Genomic DNA, 6,871 nt, shown 5'->3' with positions numbered 1-6,871 from the left:
TATTGTTGGAATATTTCTGAGTGAACTGATAAAGAGAAGCTTTCTTAGGCTTTAATACTTTGTTTGACATATGATTATACCTCCATCTAATTTCTAATCTAATTATAGAACAGATGGGAAATTCATGTGTCCGGTTCAGCTTCATGAACGCCGTTTAATCGGTGCTTATGAAATTTAATTTTCACTAACCTGTGGTTTGTGGGTATTCAAAAAAAGAATTAAAACAACTTGTCACAAATATTACTATATTAGATGAAGATCAGATATATGCTTTTGCATATATATGTGATATCTGTGCAAAATACATTTCTCTCACCAATCGCATTCAGGCCAAAAATGATCATCTTGCCCAGGAAATAAAACAGTACTTAATTGCGAATTATAGTAAACCTATTACGATTGATCAGCTATGTGATTATTTCTTCTGCAGCAGAGGAACATTGTTAACTCATTTTAAATCTAAATACAATACGACTATCCACAAATTCTTATTAGATTACCGATTAAAGAAGGCTGCAGAACTATTAACAAACAAGAAACAAACCGTTAAAGAGATTGCTTATCAATGTGGCTTTGAAGACCCTAATTACTTCTGCAAAGTATTCAAAAAGGAGTACCAATGCTCTCCTCTAGAATTCAAAAACAAAGAGATGCCCAATTGAGCATCTCTTTTATTACATATGTTTCTTTGCAAAGTTCCAAGTATCTCTGCACATATCATCTAGTGTCTTTTCAGCTACCCATCCTAACTGTTCTTTTGCACGAGTAGGATCTGCATAACATGTTGCGATATCACCTGCACGTCTTGGCTTGATTTCATAAGGAATCTTGATTCCATTAACTCTTTCAAATGCCTTTACGATTTCTAATACACTATATCCTTTACCTGTTCCTAGGTTACAGATATGAACACCTGGTGTTGCATATTTTTCAATTGCAAGAACATGACCCTTAGCTAAGTCCACAACATGGATATAGTCACGTACACCTGTTCCATCTGGTGTATCATAGTCATTACCAAATACACCTAAACAAGGAAGTTCACCAGTTGCAACTTTCATAATATAAGGCATAAGATTGTTAGGAATTCCCTTTGGATCTTCACCTAATAATCCTGATTCATGGGCACCAATTGGGTTGAAGTAACGAAGAAGTGTAACAGACATTTCTGGTACAGCATGCTGTACATCTGTTAGGATTCTTTCCATCATAGCCTTTGTAGAACCGTATGGGTTTGTAGTCTGTCCTAATTCACAGTCTTCAGTTAATGGGACAACCTTTGGATCACCATATACCGTAGCACTTGAAGAGAATACAATTGAAGGGACATGATACTTCTTCATAAGCTTAGCAACAATAAGAGTTGTCATTAAGTTATTTGTATAATATTCAATAGGCTTTACTACTGATTCACCTACTGCCTTGAAGGCTGCACAGTGAATGACTGCATCCAATTTATTTTCCTTGAATACTGCTTCTGTCTTATCTTCATCTAAAACGTTAAATTCATAAAACTTTACTTTCTTACCAGTAATTTCATGAATGGCATCTAAGGCTTCTGGTTTTGAATTTGAGAAATCATCGATGACTACAACATCATGGCCGCTCTGTAGTAGTTCTACACAGACATGACTACCAATATAACCTGCACCACCTGTAACTAGTACATTCATATTATTCCTCCACTACTTTACAACCACCAAGTTTTCTTACTTTAAGTACATGACAGCTGCCTTCTCCAAATAATTTTTCAATTTCTTTCTTATATTCTGGGACAAAGTCATTTTCTACAAATGCCTGAATTGTACCTGCGAATCCACCACCATGTACTCTAGATACACCATGGTCTCCTAATACGATTTCACTTAATGCTAGACCTGCAGAAACTGCCTGATGCTTATAATCAAAGTCTGCGTAAACATTCTGTAAGAACTTATAGCTTGAGTTACCAGATTCCTTGATTAACTTCTTGAATAAGTCAAAGTTATCATTGTTTAATGCTTCTACAATTTGAGGTACTCTTGCATTTTCCTTGAAGAAATGAATAGCTCTTAGAATTTCTCTATCATTCTTAACTGCTGCTCTGACATCAGCAAGATGATCAAAGAATTCCTTTTCATCTACTTCTCTTAAGAATTCCTTACCGAAGTAATGAGCGACATCCTTCATTTCAGTTGGAATAGCACCATAAGCATCTGTTAAGTCTGCATGGCTTCCCTTTGTATCAACGATACATAAGCTATGATCATATTTAGAGAAGTCTACATCTACATGATTTACAACAGGATGTTCTGTATCCTTGAAATCGATAGAGATAAGTCCACCAACAGCACATGCGCACTGGTCCATTAATCCACAAGGCTTACCAAAATAAACATTTTCAGCATACTGACCTACTTTTGCGATAGTGACCATATCGATGCTCATATCATTATATAAACCATCAATGATTGTACCAATAATTGTTTCAAAAGCAGCTGAACTAGATAAACCAGCCCCTACTAATACATCACTTGTAATGAATGCCTTGAAACCCCCGATATTGTAACCTAGTTCTTTAAGTTTAGAGACAACACCTCTGATTAGTCCTTCTGAAGTACCTTCTTCTTCATCCTTCTTATCTAAATCATTTAAATAGATTGGCTTAATATTAAAGCTATCAGAGACAACATTGATTACATCATCCTGTCTAGCGACTACACCAATCGCATCTAGATTGATAGAACCTGCGAGTACACAACCATGCTGATGGTCTGTATGGTTACCTGAAATTTCACTTCTACCTGCAGCACTATAGATGCTGACATTTTCATCACCATAAAGTTCAACGAACTTATCTAATGCATTGGCATATCTGTCTTTCTGATAATCTACGAGACTTGCATCTTCATATAAGTCTTTCAACATTTCATCATATTTATTAGTTTTAAATTCTTCTTTTAATAAGCTTGCTTTCATTTTGTTACCTCGAATGTATATACTGTTTCTTCTTTAAATTTTTTATTTGCGTTTAAGATGACCTTTGGGTTTTCTTCTTTATGAATACTGTCTGGTAAATAACTTGTTTCAATACATAATGCCTCTTGTGGATGCATAGTATATCCATATTTATCTAGCTGTCCATCTAAATAGTTTGCACTATATACCTGTGCTGATGGATATGTAGTAGATACAGTTAATTTAATACCAGTTTCTGGAGAGTAAAGTTCTGCCTGATTTTTATCTGTATTAAATACAAATGGATGATCATAACCACGGGCTGTGATTAACTGTGGATGATTGTCTTTGATACAGTCTCCAATCACTTTTTCACTTCTAAAGTCAAATGGAGTATTTGTGACATCTAATAATTCACCTGTATATAATCCATCACCATCAACGCAGCCTACTTCATCAGCATTGAGTTTTAATACATGATTATGAACACTTGATGCATGTCCATTTAAGTTGAAATATGAATGGTTTGTGATATTGATGATTGTATCCTGATCACTTGTTGCTTCATAGCGCATATGAAGAGATGTTCCTTCGATTGTATAATAAGCATAGAAATCTAATGTACCTGGATAGCCTTCTTCACCATCTTTAGATACATAGTGGAACTTGACACCATCTTCAATAAATTCATAATCAAATACCTTGTAAGAGAATCCTTCAATACCACCATGTAATGAGTTTGGACCATTATTAATAGGAACATTATAAGTCTTCCCATTTAATGTGAAAGTTCCCTTCTCAATACGGTTGCATACTCGTCCTACCAAAGCACCAAGATATGTACCATCTCTCTTCTGGTAATCTGATACTTCAGGGAAGCCTAATACACAATCACAAGGATTTCCTTCTTTGTCCTTTACTACAGCTTTAAGTAGTGTGCAGCCAAAGTTTGTGACTTCTACATAGAAGTCTTTGTTTTCTAAGCCGATGACAACAATATCATCATCTAATTCTTTCTTAATTTCTACCATAAGCCCTCCACGAAGCGACTGAATCCTTCAATTCCTTCATCAGTCATTTTATATACACCAGCATCTTCTAATACTGCTACAAACTTCTTAGTGACTTCTACTTCTAGGAATTTATCAACATCCTCGTAGTCACAATTCTTAAGATATTTGTACCAGTCCGCATGCTTCTGTAATGATTCATTTGAATCAAAATCCGCATTACCTAATAGACACTGTTTGATATCTTCTAATTCATTCTTTAATCTTGCAGGAAGAACAGCTAAGCCCATTACTTCAATTAAGCCGATGTTTTCCTTCTTAATGTGGTGATGCTGTGCATGAGGGTGGAAGATTCCTAATGGACATTCTTCAGTCGTACGGTTATTTCTAAGTACTAGATCTAACTGATACAATCCATCCTTCATACGTGCAATTGGTGTTACTGTGTTATGTCTTACACCATCTGTATATGCAATGATATCTAGTGATTCATCACTATAATCAATCCATTTCTCAAGAATAACATCAGCCAAAGCAATAATTTTTTCTTTGGAAGTAGAGGTAAGTCTTAGAGTTGACAATGGCCAATACAGCATATCTACCTGCACCTGGTCATGTTCATAACTCTTGGTTACTTTTGCATCTTCCATAGGAAAATGATGACGACCGCCTTGGTAGTGATCATGGGTAAGGATAGAACCACCTACGATTGGTAGATCAGCATTACTTCCCAGCATATAATGAGGGAACTTATCTACAAATGCGAATAGATGCTCGAATGTATTGTGATCAATTTTCATTGGCTGATGTTCTTCATTAAATACGATACAGTGTTCATTGTAGTAAACATAAGGTGAATACTGTAGGTAATAGCGATGACCTGCAAGGTCTAATGGAATAATACGATGATTCTGTCTAGCAGGATGCTTCATATTACCTGCAAATCCAACGTTTTCTTTACACAATAAGCAAAGAGGATAGTTTGCAGATTTGATATTCTTTGAAGCTGCAATCGCTTTAGGATCCTTTTCTGGTTTAGAAAGGTTGATAGTAATCTGGATATCACCATATTTAACATAATGGTTAAACTTGATATTCTTATCAATACGTGATCTACGAATATAGTTACTACTAATACTTAAATCATAGAAGTAGTCTGTTGCTTTTTCTGGAGATTCATTATAAAGAGTGTTGAACTTATTTACTACTTCACTAGGACGAGGCATGAGGCAGTTCATAAGTCTTGTATCAAATAAATCTTTTTCAGTCACAGAATCTGAAATCATGCCTTTTTCTACTGCATAGTCAAGAATATGATCAATGATATCCTGTGCTGTTTCTAATTTTTCATCAATTTCTTCTAGTTCAAATTCATCTAACTGAAGTAAGTCTAGAATTAAATTTGCGGCATAGTACAAGTCATCTGTACCAATCATGCCTTTTTGTAACGCAAAGTTAAGTAATCTGTTGATTTGATGGTTCATTATGGGGTCTCCTTTTTTTATTTTGTTATTTTCTTCACCTACTATAATAAACTTTTTAGTAAAATAATCAATATTTTTTTAACATTTTTACTAATTTGTTTACTTATTATTTTACTAAAATAAAAAGAGAGAAGTTTTATTAATTCTCTCTGCATGAATTTCTAATAACTAATTGACATGGTAATTGTATTCTACGTGGGTAGCTGATATCCTCTTCCGTGATCATTCCGTGTAATAATGAAGCACCCATCTCTCCCATCTCACTTGAAGGTGCATAGACAGTAGATAATGTAGGTCGTGTGAAGTTACATGCATCCACATCATTGAATCCCATAATAGACACTTCTTCTGGCACCTTTATTTTTGCATCTAATAAAGCCTGCATAGCCCCCATCGCAAGAGGATCATTGGCACAGAATATTGCGGAAGGTATTTTTCCTTCTTCAATCACACGATTCATGACAGAATAGCCTTCATCTCCTGTCATTTCATGATTAGTTGTAAATATCTCATATTTTATTCCTAGATATTCGCAATATTTAATAAAGCTTTTCTTTCTAGAAATTGTTTGTAAAGACATTTCATCATATTCATTTCTTCCCATAAAACCAATCGTTTCATGTCCCTGTGAATGAAAATAGTTAACTACTTTATACATCGCGTCATCAAAATCCAATGAGATACAGACATTTGTGATTGGAGACAAATCCATATCTAATAAAACAATTCTACTAGATAACTTACTAAATGTATCAAGATACTTCTTTTCAAACTTTCCAATACAGATAATACCATCCACACCTTCTAATACCTGCTTCATATTCATATCATCGTATCTTACTTTTGTGGAAGCCATCTTTTCTTTTCTTAAATATTTCTCTACACCCTGTAAAATAGATAAGAAATAAGTATCTCTAAATTCCTGTTCAAATGTATAACACTGGATAATACCTATATTAAATGTATTCTTCTTTTCTTTTGATTTTAAGGAGTAATTGAGTTCACTAGCCACTCTTAATATCTTCTCTTTTGTCTCAGGTAAAACCCTCAATGTTTTATCTTCATTTAATACTCTTGATACAGTTGCGATAGATACATTAGCTGCTTTCGCAACATCTTTAATTGTAGCCATTTCTTTTTCCTCCTTAACATTACTATAATAATTAATATATCACAATCTAGATAAAATGAGATAAAATGAGATAAAATTTTTAGTAATATTTTAACCAATTTTAATGATACATTATTTTTTCTTTATTTTCATTGTATATATCAAGTATTTTTCTACCTTGCCTATAATTTCTTCATTTTTTTATTGACGAGTGTATTTCTACATGTTATTATAGGTGAGCAGTCAAGAAATGGGCCTGTAGCTCAGTTGGTTAGAGCGCACCCCTGATAAGGGTGAGGTCGATGGTTCAAATCCATTCAGGCCCACCA

The 6,871-nt window shown here is 34.2% G+C and carries 6 protein-coding genes and 1 tRNA gene; 2 read left to right on the top strand and 5 right to left on the bottom strand.

Annotation, left to right across the window (positions count from 1 at the left end):
* The first annotated feature begins 191 nt into the window (after positions 1-191).
* Positions 192-662 (top strand): AraC family transcriptional regulator, encoded by a 471-nt coding sequence (locus tag EAI80_RS11145; RefSeq protein WP_129982090.1) that lies wholly within the window; start codon positions 192-194, stop codon positions 660-662.
* 12 nt (positions 663-674) lie between these two features.
* Here EAI80_RS11145 and galE read toward each other — a convergent pair whose 3' ends face one another.
* The 5 genes from galE to EAI80_RS11120 form a co-directional block, all read right to left on the bottom strand.
* A complete protein-coding gene (gene galE, locus EAI80_RS11140; protein WP_117548122.1) occupies positions 675-1,673 on the bottom strand; it encodes a UDP-glucose 4-epimerase GalE in 999 nt (332 codons plus the stop codon).
* A gap of 1 nt (position 1,674) precedes the next feature.
* On the bottom strand, positions 1,675-2,958 hold the full coding sequence (locus tag EAI80_RS11135) for a galactokinase family protein (protein ID WP_129982089.1): 1,284 nt from the start codon (positions 2,956-2,958) through the stop codon (positions 1,675-1,677).
* Positions 2,955-3,968 carry an aldose epimerase family protein gene (locus EAI80_RS11130; protein ID WP_129982087.1) on the bottom strand — a complete coding sequence of 338 codons (1,014 nt, stop codon included), beginning with the start codon at positions 3,966-3,968 and terminating at the stop codon, positions 2,955-2,957. Before EAI80_RS11130 ends, EAI80_RS11135 begins: the two co-directional genes overlap by 4 nt.
* Entirely contained in the window at positions 3,962-5,431 is a 1,470-nt protein-coding gene (locus EAI80_RS11125; protein ID WP_129982086.1) for a UDP-glucose--hexose-1-phosphate uridylyltransferase, read from the bottom strand. Before EAI80_RS11125 ends, EAI80_RS11130 begins: the two co-directional genes overlap by 7 nt.
* Positions 5,432-5,570: 139 nt before the next feature.
* Positions 5,571-6,563: a LacI family DNA-binding transcriptional regulator gene (locus tag EAI80_RS11120; RefSeq protein WP_129982084.1), complete on the bottom strand. Its 993-nt coding sequence runs from the start codon at positions 6,561-6,563 to the stop codon at positions 5,571-5,573.
* 231 nt (positions 6,564-6,794) lie between these two features.
* Between EAI80_RS11120 and EAI80_RS11115 the strand changes: the two genes are divergently transcribed.
* Positions 6,795-6,871 (top strand) — tRNA-Ile (locus EAI80_RS11115).

Source organism: Catenibacterium sp. co_0103, assembly GCF_004168205.1.
Classification (GTDB): domain Bacteria; phylum Bacillota_I; class Bacilli_A; order Erysipelotrichales; family Coprobacillaceae; genus Catenibacterium; species Catenibacterium mitsuoka_A.
Note: the sequence above shows the minus strand (reverse complement) of the source record. Positions and strands in the feature narration are given on the sequence as shown.